The following is a 17,829-nucleotide window of genomic DNA, read 5'->3' on the forward strand; positions in this document are numbered from 1 at the left end:
GGGGGGGTAAGGCCCGGCCGCACTTCAGCGACGGTTTATGCCCACAGCCATCACCACCGGCAGACGGGTGCCTTCCATTTGCATACTGAAAGGCCGGGTTACCTGAATGTCGGTGAGTTGCGCTAGCTCAAAGGAGGTGTGCAGCTCTGCTTCGGTAAACCCCGGGCCCGTGTCCCCATCTTCCAGTAGCCAGTCCCATTGCACCAGGTAGCCATTGTCCTTGAGCAGGGACGCCAGCAAGTGGACGGTGTGCGGGTAGTCCGGCACAAAGGCGAGCGCGGAAGAGGCAACAATCAGGTCGAACCGATTGTGCAATCGCGCATTGGTGCTAATGAGGTCTGGCGATAGCAGGGATGTAATCGTCTCAACATTGGCCAGCTGTTTGGCCTCCAGTACGGCGATCATCTTTTCGGAGGGATCGAGCGCAAAGATAGTGCCGACTCGCGGTGAGAGCTTCTCCGTCAGCAGTCCGGTGCCGCAACCAAAATCCAGTACCCGGGCCGTGCCATCATCGATGGCTGCCAGCAACGGTGCCAGCGACTCAAAGGCATGTTGCGCATAGTCGATCGCCGCGTCATTACTGTCCCAGCTCTCGGCATAATCGCCCCATGTTTTCTCAGGCATTCCCGCTCCATTTTTTATTGCATCGCCAAGGGGCACCAGGCCAGCCGAATGTATTGGGATGGAGGCTTGGCGTTATTGCGGCTGATATTGCACCATGATTTCATTCCTGCGCAAGAAAGGCAGTGTCCATGGCGGGTTGTAGCGGGCAAGTTCTGGTGCGCTGGTTGCGCGCAGCCCTTTTTCCTGCAGCCAGGCCTGCAAGTCTGCCGTTTTTTCTGCAACCCGTTTCGCACCCGCCAGTCCGGAGAAGCGGATAACCGCGTAGCTTGTTTCGGGAATCTCGCGAATGGAAACCGCGGCATTATTCGGGCGGGGCAGGGAATCCATGGTGTAACTGCTGGGCATGACGAACGAAACACGCCATTGGCCGTCGTTCTCCTGCATGCTGACCGGTGCCGTCATGCTGATCTTTTCTGACTGTGGCTCCATACCCACCGGCGCGGTCATGTCAATCTTCTGGCTGCCGCCACTGCGCGCCGTATTATTGCCAAAGATGTAGTTTGCCAGCAGGCGAAACCCCCTGCTCGACGCCTCGTCCATGGCGCCGCTCACCACCACTTCCGCCACAATGCGTGGTTGGTAGGTGCGCAGCTCGAACGGTTCAGCCTGCTCGGTGACCGTGTATTGCGGTTCCTCTGTCGCCATTACATACCCCGCAAACAATGTCAGCCACAGTCCCAGAAAACGTATAGCCATTGGTGGTTCTGCCAGTTTTTCCCGTGTTTAATCCAGAGTATAGAGTTTGCTGCTGGAGTGCGAGCTGACGGACAGGGCTGCGCCTTTTGAGTTAACTTCTCAATACTTCAATCGGATGCTTTTGCGGCCAACCGGCAAACTGCCGGTCCCGCGCCGGGTTTGCATTCCACGGCCAGCATTCCAATCGATACTGCCCCTCTGCGTGATCCACCACCGCAATTCCGTATCCCTCACTCTTCAGATTGCGGTCGGCGACAAATTTGCCCCAAGTCGTATTGTCATCGCTGAATTCTGCATGGGTAATCTTCGGATTCGCTGTCGCCAATACGCGCATGTTGTTGCCGAATGGATCGGTAAAGTGTCCCGTATTGGGATCGTCTCCCATGGCGTTTTCGAGTTTTCCCAAGCCTTCAAACCAGCGTTGCCAGAACGCCGCCGATGCCGGCCCGGAGAAAAACAGCGCACCCGCATTTTCATCGCCCACCGGAAAAGCGCCACTGTATTGCCGCGCCACCAGCCCGAGGTGCTGGTCACCCGCAAGCACCAGCGCTTTGGCATCCTCCACCAACTGCACTGCGCGGGTGCGGCCATCGGGCGGATAACAGTTCGCGTCGTAGTCAACCAATCCATTGCCTTCCTCATCCGTCTGCGGTGAACCCCAGATAGAGGCCGTCAGGCAGATTTTTGGCAGGCCCGGGTCCATACTCGCCCAGTCCCGCAGGAATTGCTCCTGCCGGCGGCCCAGTAACTCGCCCGTAACCGTCAACCGGTCCGCCTCGTAGTCGGGCGCGGATTTGAATTTTCGGTCCTCGACCATCGCAAAACTGGTGCCGCCGTAAACAAAGTGCGCATAGGTCACCGGGATCCCGTGGCGAATAGGCGTTGGGTCGTAGGCGTCCGGCGTATGGCTGCTTTGAATGCGGTACACCATTTTCACCAGTTCGATGTCGTGCTTGAAACCACCATCCTCCTCGCGGGGGCCGCCGGTGGCATCGCCCTTGTTGCCCCACAGGTTCCCCTGCAGGACATCGTGGTCATCCACCAGCAAAATCGATGGACGGTTGCGCACGGATTCACGGAAGGTCCAGTACCACAGGTACCAGCGGTACAGGGTATCCAGCTTGGCCTGGGGTGTATCGCGGCCGTAGCGGGTGGGGTACGTTTCGTAGTACTGATCCCCGGCGAATACATACAGGTCGGGTTGGTGGGTGTCGCAATGGGAAACCAGCGTATTGTGGGGAAAGAAAATGTTGTCTTCGGTGTAGCGACCGAGGATTCGCTCTTCGGGAATCAGCTTGGTGTAGGCCGGCTCGTCGAGGCTTTTTGCCGTAGGGATAATGCAGGAGTAGAGCGCGATCTTGAGCGGGCGAGACTGGCTTGGATCGCGAGCAATGGTTCCAGAGTAAAGCGCTTGTGCACTACCTGCGAAGCGGACGCGATATTCGTGATCTTTACTGGCGTCCCAGCCGGCAATGCGGAACGCGGCAACATAACCATCCTTGATCGGGCGCTCGGCACCTGTCTGCCATTGTTGTTGGCCTACTGCGCGGTATTCCAGAACCGCGTTGGAATTGGCCGCGAGATCAATCGGCATGAACTGGGTGGAGAGTTTCAGCACCGCCTGTTTGCCGCTGCAGTTCAGGCTGTGCATACAGCCCATTACCGGGCCGAGTTTACGGTCCGGATGGGCTGTGACCTTGTCGCCACCGGTTTCGATATCACTGAACCACCAGCGGGCACCGGCGGCATCGGTAGGTGGAGAAGAAACCAGCATGATGCCGCCGGTCAATTGTTCTGCCGGCACCTCGGTGCGCACCGCAAAGCCGAACTCCTCGCCACTTTGTGCATCGCTCGCCACCAGTCGCACATCAAAGCGGCCGTTTTCCACCGGGTCGATATGGCAGTCCAGCTGGATTTTCCGCTGGCCGACTTGCGAGATACTCACACTGTCTTCCCGCTCCAGGCGGGTAAATCCCATGCTGTTGTCCTGGTCGGAAAAATCCTGGAAGCCGAGATTACCGCTTTCATCCAGTACCGCCATAAAACCGCCATTGGTGCCGCCCGCACGCTGTGCCAGCGCCGCCCCCCGGTAATCCAGTTTGCCGGCGCCAACACCCAACAGGAAGCCGCAGAAACCCCTGGTATTGGGTGTCAGTAAACCCACGCGAGCGCGAATACGACCAGGCTTGTGCGTGTTCGCCAGTTCCCGCGTCAGGATCGCGGCAGTTCGCACCTCATAGGTTTTGTCGCCCTGCAGGCACTCCAGGCGCCCGTTGTTGCAATGCCAATCCTGCAGGCGGTTGCCCCACAGGTGGCCGCCCAGCCAGTGTTGGGTGCCACTTGGCAGACGGCCAAGCGGTGTGGTCTCCACCAGCTTCGGGCGCGCCGCCGCCATGGCTACGGCAAGGGAAGGGGAGATGGCTGGTGCGAGGGCGGCACTGGAGCCGAGTTTCAGAAAGCTTCTTCTTTTCATTGGCCAGGATTCCGTCTATCTGAATGGGTTTACTGTCCGATGAGTTCGGGGGTGGCCCGTGTGGTCCGTTTGACCAAGGCGCGATTGAATACCGCGGAATCCATTAACGCCCCTTGGTGTTGAATGACCAGCGCAGAGACCTTGGCCGCCCGGGCAATGGCGGCACGCGGGCTCAAGCCCTGGCTGCGATAGGCGAGATAGGAGCCATTGAACGAATCCCCAGCGGCCGTGGTATCCACCACCCGTTCAACCGGCGTAATCGGTTCCACAAAGCGCTCAAAAGGGCCGCGATAGCAGACGCCATTGGGGCCGTCTTTGATGACCAGCTCCTCAATATCAAACCCTTGCAGGAAGTCACACGCACCCCTAAAGTCTTTTACCCCGTACAGCACCTCAAGATCCTCGATACCCGGTAGTGCCAGGTGTGCGTACTCAAATGCCCGCGCATACTCCGTTCGGGTCTCTTTGGCCGAGGTCCACAGCTTGGGACGATAGTTGGGGTCAAATACGATGCGGGTGCCTGCGCTGTGCAGTTGCTCCACAAGCTCCCAGAAGGCGGGGCGCGTACCGGGGCTCAAAACGGCCAGCGAAATCCCGCTGAAAAAGAACAGGTCCGGGCCAGGAGCGATACCGCAGGGCAGGTACCCGCCATCGCCGGCTACGTGCGTGGACTCGCGAAATAGTGGCATCACCTCGCGGGCCGCAGAGTCTGAGCGCCAGTAGCTGAAGCCGCGCTCGCCCTCGCTATCGGTGTTCACCATATAGAGACCCAGCTGGCGGGTAGGGTGGCGGAATACCAGTGAGGTATCGATGGATTCTTGCTTCAGGGCAGCCACCAACCCAAGGCTTGCCGCATCGTGGCCCACCGCCGTCATCAGGCGCACCCGGTCACCGGGACTGGCCAGCCTCTTGAAGTACACCGCCACGCTGTGTACATCGCCCGCAAACGACTGCTGGAACAACCCGGGCCCACGCTGGCTGAACTCCACCATGCTCTCTCCCAGAATTACCAGATCTGTCATATCAGTCACCTTTATACGTTGCCTTATACCCGCCATCTGGGACAATTTGTGCCATTAAATGAAGTAATGACAGAAAGGTCAGGTCTTGTCTGCGGCGAGTGCCCGGGAGGAGGGGGCTTGCACCTTTACTCCCTCAGAGTGACCTTGTAAATTGTCAACAACGGGCTGCGAAAAAAGTAGTGGTTCGTAAAAAAATCATTACAAAACAATAATTTAAAAGATCGACGCTCGGATCGGCGCGATCGGACGGCTGACGCCCCTTTCACCACACATTAAACAACGGATTAAAATTGTTAACAATCAACAGTTGACATGGTTTCCGGGGTTGGTGGATGATTGAGCCATCGATGGAAGAAACCCCACAACCTAACAATTGGGTCTTCTTTCGAAATCTAGGGGCGGCGCCACTAGCGGTATTGGTGAATGCCGAATTGATAATAAAAATGCGATCCGATGGAGAGAGATAGCCATGTCTACGTCCACTGTACGTAATCGCTTCCGTATGTCTGCACTGTCAGTTGCTGTATTGTCCGTTTGCAGCGGCCAGGCAATGGCGCAGGAAACAGAAGACCAAAGCCAATACGAAGCACTTGAAGAAGTTCAGGTGACTGGTATTCGCGCGAGTATCGAGAAGTCTATTGATGACAAGCGCTACGGCGGCAACATCAAAGACACGATCAATGCCGAAGACATCGGCAAAACCACCGACCAGAACATCGCAGAAGCGCTGTCCCGTGTGACCGGGGTTTCCGCACAGACTTCTGACGGTGAGGGCACCACCATTACCGTGCGTGGCGCCAATGCGCAGCAGAACAACATCAGTCTGAACGGTGTGCAGCTTGGCTCTACCGGATTCAGCCAGGCGGTGGACCTGTCTGCCTACTCTGCGGACATTCTTTCCAAGATCGAAGTCGTCAAGACACCCAGTGCGGACCATGACGAAGGTTCTCTGGGCGCGAACGTGAATCTGGTCAGCGCCAAGCCGCTGGAAGTCAACGAAGGTCTGAATCTCACTGGTCAGGGGCGTTACAACGACCTCTCCGAAAAAGAAGATCACAAGGCCTCCGTTTCTTACTCGGGCAAGTTCCTGAACAACACCTTCGGCGTACTGGTTACCGCATTTGACGAGACCAACTCGGTTCGTAAAGACCAGTTCGTCCAGGAAAACTGGATTTCCCGAACCTCCCAGCGTGCCACCGACCAAAATGGCAATATCGTTAATGATGTTACCGGCTTGGTGCCGTACAACACGAAGATGCAGCTGCATCAGAATGACCGCGACCGCCAGGGTGTGAATGTTGGCCTGCAGTGGGCGGCAACCGACGCGACAGAAGTAAACGCCAACTTGAGCTGGAACAAGCAGGACATCGACAGCACCATGCACGAGGTCAAGACCCGTGCCGGCGATTTCTGGACGTACAACAATATGGTGGAAGGGGAGGACTACCTCTGGACTGGCCCGGCTTCCTGGACCGACCCCCAAGAGGAATGGCACACTTATAACTCTGACACCCGCACGTTTACCAAATACCTGAACCGCAGTGCCCTGGGTGACCTGTCGCAGGCGGAAAATAAATTCACCAATGAAAACCGTATTTTCTCATTGGATGTGAATCATGAGCTGAATGATTCCGTTGTGGTCAGCGGTGGTGTGAATTATTCGAAAGCAGAAGAAATTCCGGATCAGGCACTGTATGTAAACATGCAGAACTATCGCCGCGTTAATGCGTGGTTGACTCGCTTCGCGCCTCCCGGAGAAGCCGAGCCTGTCGGCTACGATTGTACTTCCGGTAAATGTAATCTGGTTGCTGGTGAAGGCTTTGTAGACTACGGTGCCGTACTGCACCCTGACCCCAACGCGCTGTGGGACAACTCTTCGACCACGGGTTTCAACCCGGATGACCTTGCCGCGCAACATGTTTCTTTCCTTTCTCGTACCGTGCGCGAGGTTTCAGACACCCAGCAGGCCGCCTACTTTGATGTGGACTGGGATGTAGATTTCGCCGGTGTGCACAAGCTTGAATTTGGTGCTAAAGCGTCGTCCCGGGAAAAGTACGTCGACAACCAGGCAGGTCAGTTCAACTCCATCGGCGAAGGTGTCATTGTTACCGACCCTGAGACCGGACAGACCTATACCATTGTTGAGGGTATTACTGATATCGACGGTACCTTTATCACCAATGGTGACCTTGGTGTTGACGATTTCATGAGCTCCCTGGGCTATGACCGCAACAATGTGACCGACGGCTGGCAAACTATTTCCGCGGAGCGTGCGTTTGAAGTTGCGTTGAACAATCCGGCGGCGGAATTCATCCCCGACGATACCGAAACCCGCTCAGCAGAGCTGGATACGCAAGCGCTGTACTTCAAAGCCAACTTCTCGTTCCTGGATGAAGCGCTGAGCGGTGACATTGGTCTGCGCTACGTGAATACCACCGTGGACACCAGCGGCTATTCCGGTGTGAATTTCCATAGTAGTACCGGCAACCTCGGCCGAGTTATGGATGTGTTTACCCTGCGTGATCTGCGAGACAGCTCTAACCCAGCTTGTGCGCCAGTACTCGACTACGGCAACCCGATCATTCTGGATGATCCTTCGACTCCGGATATCGATGAGGGCAACGTTGGTGGTGACCCGCAGAACCAGGAAGAGCTGCGCTGGTCACGTGTAGACGGCTTGGGTTGGGATACCAAAGGTACTGCAGACCGCTCTGATGACACACCCATCGCTGCGCAGGGCCCGTGTTACGACGAGTTTGCGGTGCGTGGCAACATGAACGAATACATGTTGTGGCGTCATTCCGATGTATCGACCGAGTCCAACTATATCTACGGTGCTCGCGACGCCGATGGCAACCCAATTGCAGAAGATCGTAGCTTGCGCTCCTTCGCGGTAACCGGCGAACATGATTACAACGTGTTGCTGCCGAGCCTGAACCTGAACTACGTAATCAACGATGAGATGGTTGGCCGCTTCGCGGTGTCCAGAACCATGTCACGCCCGCAGATCGACTCACTGCGCCCGGGCTTCAAAGTTCGGGAAACCGTTTGGACCGACGAAAACGGTACCGGCAACGCGATTACTTTGACCAACACCAAGCTTGATCCTCTCGAGTCCAATAACCTGGATCTGTCGTTTGAGTGGTACTTCGCAGAAAACTCCATGCTCGCCGCGGGTCTGTTCTATAAGGATATGACCAACTTCGAGGAGTCGCAGACTATCGTGACCTACATGGACGATCTGCGTGAGTTGGGTCTGGACGAGAATGCCCAGCCTTACGATACGGCGGACTTGGTCAAGACCGCCGGTGATCTTGAAGGCTGTATGCCCCGCCGTATCGAGGGTGTTGCGGAATACGATGAAGACTGGCTGCACTCCGACGACTTGACGGACCTCTGTGCCAAGTTCCAGACCACCAGCGTCACCAACGGTAAGGGTGCCGAAATTAGAGGTGTAGAGCTGCAGTACACCCAAACCTACGACATGCTTCCGGGCGTATTCGCAGGGCTGGGTACTATGTTTAACTACACCTATCAGGATAGTGCCTACGATCAGGAAGTTTCTTCCCTGGATCCCAGCCTGATTTTGCCTGAACTGCCGGTAGCCTACACGCCGGAGCACAGCTATAACGCGACCGTGTTCTGGGAGATGAATGGCCACCAGTTGCGCCTGGCTTATCAGGGCACTTCTGACCAGTTAGCTCGACGTGTGTGGGACAATGGCTCGCTGTGGCAGGAAGGTCGCGGCACGCTGGATCTTTCCGCAAGCTACGCGCTGACGGATAATGTAACCCTGTCTTTCAACGCAGTTAACCTGACCGATGAGAAGGTTCGCCACTACTACACCAGCCGCTTTATCCAGCTTCCGGATGAAAACGGTAACCTGATTGCCTTTGACGAGGGGAACCCGCTTGATGGTGGTTACAAAGGACGCACCGCGGAAGAGTACAAAACCGGCACTTTCTACCGCTTTGGTATCCAGGCGCGCTTCTAACTCTCTCACAGTTGTACATTTGTCATCTTGATTGGGCCGCGCCTGGAAACAGGCGCGGCTTTTTTGCTTATGAAAAAAAAGAAATTGATCATTGTTGGCGGCGGTACCGCTGGCTGGATGTCCGCGCTGATGCTGCAAAAAGCAATGGGAGATACCTGGTCTATCGAATTAATCGAGTCCAGTAAGCGCGGAATCATTGGCGTCGGTGAGGGATCTACCCCGGCATTGAAGACATTTTTCGATGACGTGGATATTGCCGAATCAGACTGGATGCCCGCGTGCAGTGCGACCTATAAAACCGGGATTACCTTTGACCGCTGGTCTGAGAAGCCGGGGTATGAAAGTTACTTTCATCCATTTTTCAGCCATTTTGACCGCGACCACGCCAAAGCACTCATCCACAATTCGCACCTGCGACGCGCAGGTAAAGATGTTCATGCGCACCCGGATGTCTTCGCCTACAACCACTATCTTGCCGAACGGAAGCTTTCACCGGTTACGCCCTACCACTTTCCGTTTGAGGTGCAGTACGGATATCACTTCGATGCCGGGTTGCTTGCCAAATTCCTGAAGCGAACAGCCCTAGAACGGGGAGTGCTGCACCAGGATGCGTTGATCCTTGAAGCGGAGCGGACCCCGGAGGGAGAGATCGCGGCAGTCATCGATGAGGCAGGTCAACGCTTTGCGGGTGACTGGTTTATTGATTGTTCCGGTTTTGCTGCGTTGTTAATTGGTGATGCATTGGATACGCCGTTTTTGAGTTATGCACAAACTCTCTGGAATGACAGTGCAGTCACGCTGGCCATGCCAGCAGAACGAGAGCCATCCTGTGAGACGGTGTCGACGGCGTTGAGTTGCGGCTGGGCATGGCGAATACCACTGCAAAGCCGTGTTGGGTACGGCTACGTATACAGTAGCCGGTATCAGAGCCGTGAGGATGCTGAGGAAGAGCTGCGTGCTCATGCGGGGGCAGGTTTGTCCGTAGAGGCCCGGCATCTGGAAATGCGGATCGGTCGGCGGCAGGCACACTGGGTAAAGAACTGCGTGGCTGTTGGTTTATCGCAAGGGTTCATTGAGCCACTGGAGGCGACGTCACTTGCATTAACGCAGCAGACGCTGACGCGGTTTATTCACGCGTTTAAGGATGGGAATACGGGTGACGAGTTCCGGGAGATTTTCAATCGTGCGGTGAATAAGAGTTACGATGATGTCAGGGATTACATCTCGGTGCACTTCCTAACGAATAGTCGTAGTGATTCGGATTACTGGATCGATAACCGGGAAAAGCCCGGACCTGCGAGTAAAGCAGTCAGTGCGGTATTTAATTGCTGGTTTGATAACGGGGATCTTCCCGGTTTGCTGAAACACTTGAAAATCGACGGTGCCTACAGCAACCATTCATGGCACTACATTCTTTGCGGAATGGGACTGTTCCCCCATTCAGACTCCTTGAGCCAGCCGACCGCCGAAGAGATTTCGAAAATTGACCTCGATAAGTTCAGGGGCTTTTTTAGTCGATGTGCGTTAAACCATGCGTCGCATGGCGAGGCACTCGAAGCTATGGCACGCAATGACGAGCATCTATCGGTGTGAACAATGGATAGAAGAGATTTCCTGCTGGGTATGTCCGCTATTCTCGGGTGTAGTGTCCCATCACTAGATGTGGCCGCCCTGGAGAGCGCTCTGAAATTTAGTGGCCAGTCAACCGGGTTCCTAAGGGATATTGAACTGAGCTATGTGAGCAGAATTGCGGATACCATCATTCCAGAAACTGATACGCCGTCGGCAAGTCAAGTAGGTGTGGCCGACTACATCGATTTCTATCTACACGATTTTCTGCCGGCAAGGCAAGCTCAACAGTTCGTTCTGGGGCTGCATGGTATGACGGGCTCCATGCAGGAATTCCTGACGCTTTCGGTCGATCGACAACTTGCCGTGATTCAGGATCTGGATGATCGACTTGATACGGACCAAGAGAATTCCACGTTTAAGAAGCTGAAGGAATTGGTAGTGATTGGCTATTATACCTCTCAGGCCGGCGCTACCCAGGCTCTAGGTTACGACCCTATTCCAGGACCTTATAAAGAAATAAAGCTGGCGGAAGTTGGCCGAGCCTGGCTGTAAGAAAGCTGATATGCGTAATCGTGAATTTGATGTCATCGTCGTTGGCTCCGGTATGAGCGGTGGGTACGCGGCCAAGCAATTCTGCGAGAAGGGATATCGCACCCTGGTGCTGGACCGCGGCGAGATGGTCAAGCATGGTCAGTACAAAACGGAAGGGAAGGCGCCCTGGCAAATGCCGTTCCGTGGTGATGTGCCAGAGGAGCTTAAGGCCGAGCAGTATATTCAGAAGGATGTCTACATCTACAGTGACTACACTCGGCATCACTTGATCAACGATCAGGATCACCCGTACGAGCAGAAGAGGCCCTTTGTTTGGTATCGCGGCAGCAAAGTTGGCGGCAAGTCCCTGATCTGGGGCCGGCAGAGTTACCGCTGGAGCAGGCTGGACTTTGAGGCGAACAAGCTCGACGGCAATGGCGTTGACTGGCCAGTAAGGTATGAAGACATTGAACCCTGGTATGACCAGGTTGAACCCTTCGTTGGTATCTCCGGGAGCTATGAGGGCCTGGATGTACTGCCCGATGGCAAGTTTCTACCGGCGCAGCCGCTCAATATTGTCGAGCGGGATATGAAGCAGAGAATCGAACGGGCATTCCCGGATCGCCATTTTATTCCTGCGCGGGTTGCCAACCTTACCCAGCCAGCAAAGCAACACCTGGAACTGGGCAGGGTACAGTGCCAGGCCCGCAGTGAGTGTCCGCGGGGCTGCTCTTTTGGTGCCTATTATTCTTCGAACTCGGCGGCCCTGCCGGCGGCTGAGCGCACCGGTAACCTGACATTGGTTGCGAATGCCCAGGTACAGGAAGTGATCTACGATGAGGCAAGTGGCCGAGCCAGCGGTGTCGCCTATGTGGATATGCGGTCTGGGGAGCGCAAGAGGGTACGGGCGCGGGTGGTCTTTATGTGTGCCTCCACACTGGCCTCCGTCCAGATATTGCTGAACTCCAAATCGAAAGTGTTTCCCTACGGGATCGGCAACCGATTCGATGTCCTCGGCCGCTACATTATGGATCACTGCGGTGGTGGTGGGGCATCCGGTATGATGCCCGGTTATCTTGGAGATTATTACAAGGGGCGCCGCCCTGGTGGTATTTATATTCCGCGCTTCCGCAATATCAACGAAACGCACGGTGCGTTTGAACGGGGCTACGGATTTCAGGGCGCTGCGAGCCGCGCGAGCTGGCAGTGGGCCAAGTCGGCCAAAGGTATCGGTAAGGCATTCAAGGCGCGGGTGCGTCAGCCGGGAAACTGGTACTTCAGTATGTGGGGGTTTGGGGAAAGTCTGCCCAAGCGGGATAATCGCGTCTATCTGCATGAGAGTAAGAGAGATCAGTGGGGAATGCCGTTGCTGGTGATGGATGTGGCTTACACCAGTAATGAACAAGCGATGATCCGGGATATGAGTGAGACTGCCGCGGAAATGCTCAAGGTGGCGGGGCTGGTCGATATCCGGCCATTTGAGGGCGAGGCACTACCTGGCTCTGCCATTCACGAAATGGGTGGCGCCTGTATGGGGCGGGCGGTGGAGACCTCTTACCTGAATAAGTGGAATCAGTGTCACGATGTGAAAAACCTGTTTGTGACCGATGGCTCAGCGTTTTCTTCCGGCTCCTGTGTGAATCCTTCCGTTACATTTATGGCGTTTACCGCAAGGGCTGTGGACTTTGCAGACCAACAGTTGAAGCAAGGATATCTTTAAAGAAGTTTGGATCACTATGAATACATCATCATTGAAGTGTGCTCTTCCGTTGCTGGCGGCCATGACAATGGAATCGGCATCGGCGGCCCAGTTCAAGGCGTTGCTGTTTACCAAAACTGCAGGCTGGCAGCATGAGAGCATTCCTGCAGCAATATCGGCAACTCGGCGGTTATCTGAGTTGCATGATTTTGCAGTGGTACATTCGGACAGTGCAGACGTATTTACTCCAGAGAACCTGAAGCAGTTCGATGTTGTGGTCTTCCTGCTGACCACGGGGGATGTGTTGAATGAACGGCAGCAGGATGCATTTCAGGCGTTTATCCGTTCCGGAAAGGGTTATGTGGGGATACATTCGGCTGCCGATACTGAGTACGACTGGTCTTGGTACCGGGGACTGGTCGGGCGGAATTTTTTGATTCACCCCGCGGTGCAGTCTGCGAAGTTGAATGTTCTGGAAGCGGGTTTTCCCGGTTTGGAATTCATGCCAGCTCGGTTCACGTGGACCGAGGAGTATTACACTTACGGGGCTGAGCACAGCGAATCGCTGAATTATCTGCTGTCGGTGGATGAATCGACCTATCAGCCACAGGCGATGTGGGGCGAAATCAAGTCCAATGGAATGGGTGAGTTTCATCCCATCGCATGGTACCAGCAGTACGATGGCGGCCGCGCTTTCTATACCGGCCTGGGCCATTTACCAGCATCCTATGACAGCGCCATGTTCCTTTCGCACTTGTACGGCGGCATTTACTGGGCTGCTACCGGGAAAGGTATCGAATAATTGCAGCTGGGTGAAGTGCTCGACTAGCCTCTGCAGAACCCGCTTTTTACACGTTACTGATCGATAAAAAACCCGCCCTGTTGCCAGGGCGGGTTTTTCGTATTTACCTGATTTTAATGAGACTTAGTTGCGCACAGGTACGGTACTGAAGTCTTTGACCACCAGATTGGCGACCGTCAACTGACCATCATGGCGGAAGTCCACGGTGATGGTGTTGTTGGCCTGCAGCAGTTGTGCCGGCACTGGAATTTCCAGGGTATTGAAGTAACGCTCGGCATTGTTTGCTCGACGTCCGCGCCAGTCGACCGGGGTCTCAACCACTTCACCATTGATGGTCAGTGAGGTGATTCCCAGGTTGCTGTCCGGCTTGTCATCAACGTCCGGATAGAGTGCCACGGTCAGGCGAAGCTGTGCCTCGGCGTAACCTGCTGGCACCGCCACATTGTTAACGGTCAGTGTCTTGGCGCCACCGGCAACGGCGATACGGTGCGGTACACTGCCGCCGCTTACGCTGTTGCCGAAGTACTTCTTCTCATCCACGGACTGGTTGACTGCGATGTTGTTACCTAGCGTGTAGCGCAGAACCACCGTTGCATCGGCACCCAGGGTCAATGTGCTTGGGGCTTGCTGCATGTGGTGACGATCCGTCACGGTGTCGTAGCTGCTGTCATAGCGCAGGTTGCGCATTTCAACATTCTGTACCGCGGCTCCACCGAGGCCTGCCACATTCAGGTTGATGGTGGTGGCGACGGTTTCCAGGTTGTTGAGAATGACGAACAGTTCGTTGCCATTCACGTAGGACTGTACCTGCACATCGGGATCAGTAGAAACACTATCGACGCGAGTACCGTCGACATCCGCCCACAACTCATAGAACTGGATGTAGTCAGACCACTTCCATTCGTCGCTATTGAGTACGGTCTCTTTCATCAGACTGTAGTGGTAAGGCGCAGTGCAGTTGCGTACGTCCTCGTAACCGCAGCCGAATGGTTTGTAGCCCCACAACGGCTTGGCTGGAGTGAACGGCATCGACTTGATGACGTAATCCGGACGCTCCAGAATCTGCATGAACATGGCGTTGAACGACTTCATCACCTCAGATTCGTAGCGGTTGTTGTGTGTCAGGTAGTCCCAGCCGCCCTGTACCGCTCCGTACTCGGAGAGCACGATCGGCTTGCGGTTGGCTTTGCCATTCTGATAAACGTCGTACCATTCCATCATGTCCAGCATGGCGTGGAGGTGACCGTTACGGCGCAGCACGGACATGTTGTCACTATCAACGCCCGGCCAGTCATACACATGTACCGCGTAGAAGTCCATGTTGTGACCGGCGGCATCCATAAAGCCTTTCCACATCACGTCCCATTGGTACCAGTCCTGATCGCGGGTGTCGTCCACCGTGGTAGCCATGGCATTCTCAAAGAAGGCTTCGGCTTGGGCTTCGACTACTGGATCTTCGTCGGTAATCCATTGTGCGTAGTTGTCGTCTGCAAAGCGGGAGATGCCATCGCGGCGGTAGAAGTCGTGCTGACCCCAGGTCATACCACCGATCATCGGTGCTTCGTTACCCAGCTTCGCGCGAATTTCCTGCGCCACGAGGTTGTGGTATTCCCATAGCGCTTCCTGGTTGGTGACCATGAACTTGCCGGTTTTCATTTCCATGTCCGGTTCGTTGATCACTTCCCAGTATTTCGGCATCGGGTCCCCTACATGGCCGTTACTGCTGTTGGCATAGTAGTGCTTCAGGTACTGACCCATCCAGGCGGCAGAGGTTTGGATATCCATCGGCTGCCAGTTGTGCCACGTTTTCCCGTTGTCGTACCAGCTCAGCGTCGGGTAGGTGGGGTGGGGGTTGGTTCCGGCAATCAGCTCCGTGCTCGCTGGGCTGAAGCGCTTATAGAACGCATTGGCTTCATAGTTTTCACGCAGCTCCTGACCGCGAGTCACCATGTAGTCCATGTCCGGCCAGTTTGCCTTGTTTGGATCTTCCTTGGTGTCCGAGAACTTCCAGGTGGCGGTACCGTTGTCGCGCCCGAGGGTTACGTCGAGGGTGTTTACCAGGTAGTTCAGCTTGTCGGAGTGGCCGACCCAGTCCTGTTCATAGATGGTGGTGTGAGCGGTGATGTGGCGCGCACGGCCGAAATCGGAAACACCATTGACGCTGTGCGCGATATTGGCATTTACGGTAACGGTTGCAGTGTGTGCGTTGCCGACCTGAGCCGCAGAACAGCCTGATTCATCGGCAAATGCGCCCGCAGCAGTCGACGGGCAGTTGTCTGCACTGTCGGCAACGCCATCGCTATCGCTGTCGGAGAAACCGGTGCAGCCGGACGGATCAACGTTCTGGCCATACGGGGTGTTGGGGCACTGATCCGCGGTGTTTAGTACACCATCGAAATCGTCATCGTCACCACCGGGGCTGGCACAGCCTACGGCGTTTACAAACTCGCCTGCACTGGTTGTCGGGCACTGATCCAGGTTGTCGGTGATACCGTCGTTGTCGGTATCCAACTGAGAAGGTGCGCAGCCTACACTGTTGGCCGTCTCCGCCGGGTCGGTGCTCGGGCACTGGTCACTGACATCGGGTGTGCCGTCTCCGTCGCCATCCAGGTTCAGGTCCGCATCGCCTACGCGCTCAAAAATGGCGTAATCGATGTTGAACTGGAAGTCCTCGCTGCCTGCGCCATAAATACGGATCGTCAGGTCGCCGGCAAATAGGTTGACCTCACTGGAACCGTTAACCAGATAGAAGGTGTCCCAGTCACCCTGACTTTGCACGTCGGTAATGTTCTTGATCACCAGAGCGCCTTCGTGATCGGTCGCCATCAGACCAACAGCGGTTCCGGAGGTGTTCCCGGTGCCCACGTAGAATTTGGGCTGATACAGGCCGGATTGATCCAGGCTCAGGTTGTATTCGAGGTAGTCGCCACTGTTGAAGTAGTTGACCGCCGTTCCACCATTGATGGGGTAGGTGTCGATGTCACCACCCACCACGTGAGCACTTTCCGCCTGCAGGGTGAAAGTACCGGAAACCGGGCTGCCGTTACCGGGGCTGCTGCCACCGGAGCTAGTGCCACCGGAGCTTGAGGAGGAAGATGAGCTCGATGAGCTGGAGGAGGAGCTCGAACTGCTACCGCCCGATGAGCTCGAGCTGCTGGACGAGCTGGAGCTGGAAGACGAGGAAGAGCTGGACGAAGAACTGGATGAGCTTGAGGAGCTGGAAGACGAGCCTCCGCTAGAGCCGGAGCCTGCGCCATCGTAGCTCAGTTCGAATCGATCCAGGTTCCACTGCCAGTCGTTAGTGCCACCACCGTAAACGCGAATTTGCTGTGTACCTGCTGGTAAGTAAACGCTACCTCCAGCCAATGCCGGGAAGTTGTCCCAACCGACATTCGGCACACTGGTTTGTGCCAGAGTTTGCCAGCTGCCGCCGTTGTTGTGCTGAAAATCAATGCGGCCGCCGTTAATCGCGGTGCCAGCGAAATAGGTCAGGTCGTAATTGCCCGCCTGGGGAACGGAAATCGTGTATTCGGCATAGTCGGCTTTGTTGACGTAGTTGATTGCCGTCGCACCATTTACCGAGTAAACGCTGATTTTTTGCGGTTGGCCGTCGGCGTAGGTACCGCCTACCTGGGTGAAGCTCTCCGCTTCTACCGTGAAGTCGGTGCTGCCACCGCCACTGCTGCTGGAGCTGCTGCCACCGCTACTGGAGCTGCTGCTGGAGCCCCCACTGGAGCTGATTAGCGTGAGTTCCAGTGCATCCAGGTTCCATTGCCAATCGTTGCTGCCGGAGCCAACCACACGCAGATTTACGGTGCCGGCGGGGAGGGAAATATTACCGGCATCCAGCAGTTGGAAATTATCCCAGTTACCTGCCGGAACGGCTTTTTTGGCCAGTGATGTCCAGCTGGAACCACCACCGACCTGGAAATCGATTTCCGCACCATTGGTCACGCTGGTCCCAATGAGATACTGCAGATTGTAAGTGCCCGCTTCTGCTACCTGCAGAGAGTACTCGGCGTAGTCGCCACGGTTGACGTAGTTGATCGCGGTAACGCCATTGACACTGTAGACGCTGATTTTTTGCGGCTGACCATCGGCATAGGTGCCGCCTACGCTGCTGAAGGATTCCGCTTCAATGCGGTAGTCTGCCGCGGTTGCCGCCGTACTAAAGGCGAGGCCAGCAGCCAGCACAGACTGTGCCAGCGCCAGGGGACGCCTGGAATAGGGGTGTTTCATCGCTTGCTCCGAGATTGAGACACGGTACATCGGGTGTCGTTATTATTTTTTTGAGCCGCTCCGGTGATCCGCCGGTACCTCGGAATGGCGGAGCGCACGCTGAGTGGCTCCAGGTGGACGGCAGTGACCGCAAAAACCGTTTTCGTTACGGGGTTAGAGGTGCGGCGTTATTAGCAT

Annotated in this window: 10 protein-coding genes; 5 read left to right on the top strand and 5 right to left on the bottom strand. The window is 55.7% G+C overall.

From position 1 onward, the window contains the following. Positions 1-24 precede the first annotated feature (24 nt). From JF535_RS08800 to JF535_RS08815, 4 genes are all read right to left on the bottom strand, one after another. Positions 25-624 carry a class I SAM-dependent DNA methyltransferase gene (locus tag JF535_RS08800; protein ID WP_207001290.1) on the bottom strand — a complete coding sequence of 200 codons (600 nt, stop codon included), beginning with the start codon at positions 622-624 and terminating at the stop codon, positions 25-27. Between the two features lie 72 nt (positions 625-696). Beyond that, entirely contained in the window at positions 697-1,320 is a 624-nt protein-coding gene (locus JF535_RS08805; protein ID WP_207001292.1) for an SOUL family heme-binding protein, read from the bottom strand. A gap of 91 nt (positions 1,321-1,411) precedes the next feature. Further along, on the bottom strand, positions 1,412-3,793 hold the full coding sequence (locus JF535_RS08810; protein WP_207001294.1) for an alkaline phosphatase D family protein: 2,382 nt from the start codon (positions 3,791-3,793) through the stop codon (positions 1,412-1,414). Between the two features lie 29 nt (positions 3,794-3,822). Then, complete coding sequence (locus JF535_RS08815; protein WP_207001296.1) at positions 3,823-4,815, bottom strand: sugar kinase; 993 nt, start codon at positions 4,813-4,815, stop codon at positions 3,823-3,825. 469 nt (positions 4,816-5,284) lie between these two features. Between JF535_RS08815 and JF535_RS08820 the strand changes: the two genes are divergently transcribed. From JF535_RS08820 to JF535_RS08840, 5 genes are all read left to right on the top strand, one after another. Further along, entirely contained in the window at positions 5,285-8,809 is a 3,525-nt protein-coding gene (locus tag JF535_RS08820) for a TonB-dependent receptor (RefSeq protein ID WP_207001298.1), read from the top strand. 69 nt (positions 8,810-8,878) lie between these two features. Beyond that, the gene (locus JF535_RS08825; protein ID WP_207001300.1) at positions 8,879-10,402 is read left to right on the top strand and encodes a tryptophan halogenase family protein; all 1,524 of its coding nucleotides are present in this window, start codon (positions 8,879-8,881) and stop codon (positions 10,400-10,402) included. A 3-nt stretch (positions 10,403-10,405) separates the two neighbouring features. After that, positions 10,406-10,933: a gluconate 2-dehydrogenase subunit 3 family protein gene (locus JF535_RS08830; protein ID WP_207001302.1), complete on the top strand. Its 528-nt coding sequence runs from the start codon at positions 10,406-10,408 to the stop codon at positions 10,931-10,933. Positions 10,934-10,943: 10 nt separating this feature from the next. Continuing rightward, positions 10,944-12,632, top strand: coding sequence for a GMC oxidoreductase (locus JF535_RS08835; RefSeq protein ID WP_207001304.1), 1,689 nt, complete (start codon positions 10,944-10,946; stop codon positions 12,630-12,632). Positions 12,633-12,648: 16 nt separating this feature from the next. Beyond that, entirely contained in the window at positions 12,649-13,413 is a 765-nt protein-coding gene (locus tag JF535_RS08840; RefSeq protein ID WP_207001306.1) for a ThuA domain-containing protein, read from the top strand. Between the two features lie 123 nt (positions 13,414-13,536). On the opposite strand, the gene JF535_RS08845 is transcribed toward JF535_RS08840, so the two are convergent. After that, a complete protein-coding gene (locus JF535_RS08845; RefSeq protein ID WP_207001308.1) occupies positions 13,537-17,652 on the bottom strand; it encodes a carbohydrate-binding protein in 4,116 nt (1,371 codons plus the stop codon). Between the last annotated feature and the right edge of the window lie 177 nt (positions 17,653-17,829).

It is taken from the genome of Microbulbifer salipaludis (genome assembly GCF_017303155.1).
Classification (GTDB): Bacteria; Pseudomonadota; Gammaproteobacteria; order Pseudomonadales; family Cellvibrionaceae; genus Microbulbifer; species Microbulbifer salipaludis.